Source organism: Dietzia sp. B19 (genome assembly GCF_014145155.1).
Lineage (GTDB): Bacteria > Actinomycetota > Actinomycetes > Mycobacteriales > Mycobacteriaceae > Dietzia > Dietzia natronolimnaea.
This window is the reverse complement of record NZ_JAALED010000272.1, coordinates 1-1,390: the sequence shown is the minus strand read 5'-3', so window position 1 is coordinate 1,390 and position 1,390 is coordinate 1. Positions and strand designations below refer to the sequence as shown.

The 1,390-nt window shown below is 72.2% G+C and carries 2 protein-coding genes; both read left to right on the top strand.

All coding sequences use genetic code 11. From position 1 onward, the window contains the following. Positions 1 to 3: 3 nt before the first annotated feature. Positions 4 to 843 carry a bifunctional hydroxymethylpyrimidine kinase/phosphomethylpyrimidine kinase gene (gene thiD, locus G6020_RS08635; protein ID WP_067714077.1) on the top strand — a complete coding sequence of 280 codons (840 nt, stop codon included), beginning with the start codon at positions 4 to 6 and terminating at the stop codon, positions 841 to 843. Positions 844 to 934: 91 nt separating this feature from the next. Then, positions 935 to 1,390 (top strand): DUF2786 domain-containing protein (locus tag G6020_RS08630; RefSeq protein WP_182610338.1); only part of this gene is annotated, 456 nt, incomplete at its 3' end.

The following is a 1,390-nucleotide window of genomic DNA, read 5'->3' as shown; positions in this document are numbered from 1 at the left end:
TGCGTGGCTGACGGCCGACGCCCCGCCGGTGCACGGGTGCCGCGGGTCCTGTGCATCGCGGGCACGGACCCGTCCGGCGGCGCCGGGTTGCTCGCCGACACCAAGGCCGTCGCCGCGATGGGCGGGTACGGAATGGGTGCCGTCACCGCGGTCACGATCCAGAACACCGTCGGGGTGACCGGGGTGCACGCCGTGCCCGTCGACGACGTGATCGCCCAGCTCGACGCCGTCGCCAATGACGTGACGATCGACGCCGTCAAGATCGGCATGCTCGGTGAGGCCGCTCTGGTGGAGGCGGTCGGCGACTGGCTTCGTCGTCGTCGTCCACCCCACGTCGTCCTCGACCCGGTGATGGTGGCCACCACCGGAGGCCGGCTGGCCAGTGAGGACGCGGCGCGGATGCTGCGGGACCTCGTCCCGCTGGCGGACCTGGTGACGCCCAATGTCCCCGAACTCGCGGTGCTGTGTGGCGGCGAGCCCGCGGAGCACATCGAGACGATCGTCGGGCAGGCCGAGCTCGTGCACGAGCAGACCGGCTGCGCGGTGCTCGCCACCACGGGCGATCTGGACGACGGCAGTGCGGAGGACGTGCTGGTGGAGTCCGAGGGGGACCGACGCACGACGCTGCGTCTGCCGTTCGTCCGCGTCGACACCCCGCACACGCACGGCACCGGGTGTTCGTTGTCCTCGGCGCTGGCCACCGCGCGGGTGGGGGAGAGGGACTGGGAGGCGGCCTACCGCCGCGTCCGCCCGTGGATCGACGGGGCCCTCCACGGCGGTCTCACCCTGGAGGTCGGCCGCGGTTCCGGCCCGCTCGACCACACTTGGTTCCTGCACCGCTGACCTGGGACGGCGCGGCCGTCCGCACCGACTGTGTCGTACACCTGTGCGAGTATCGGTTCCGCCGAACGGCCGAGACGATCAGGAGCAGACAGTGAACACCTCCCACAACACCTCCCACAACACCTCGCAGGGCACCTCGCAGACCCGATCGCAGGACGGGCACGAGGGCGCCGGGCCCCCCTCGTCAGAGAAGGCGTTGGACAGGGTCCGCAAACTCTTCGCCAAAGCCGAGAGCGTGGCGGGCACGCCCGAGGCCGAGGTCCTGCTCGAGCGTGCCTACGCCCTGCTCGCCAAGTACGGCGTCGACGAGGCGCTCGCGCGGACCGGTCCGGATACCGCCGCCGCCGAGGTGGCGGTCATCGACCACGTGATCTCCGGGAGCTATCAACCCGACCAGGTGGGACTGGTGGCCGCCCTCGCCGCCGCGATGCACTGCCGGGCCGTCACGTCCGCCCGCGGCGACGGCACCCGGGTCGTGCACATCGTGGGGGTTCGCCGCCACGTCGAGCGGGTGGGCATGCTCGCCGGGGCCCTCACCGGGGTCATG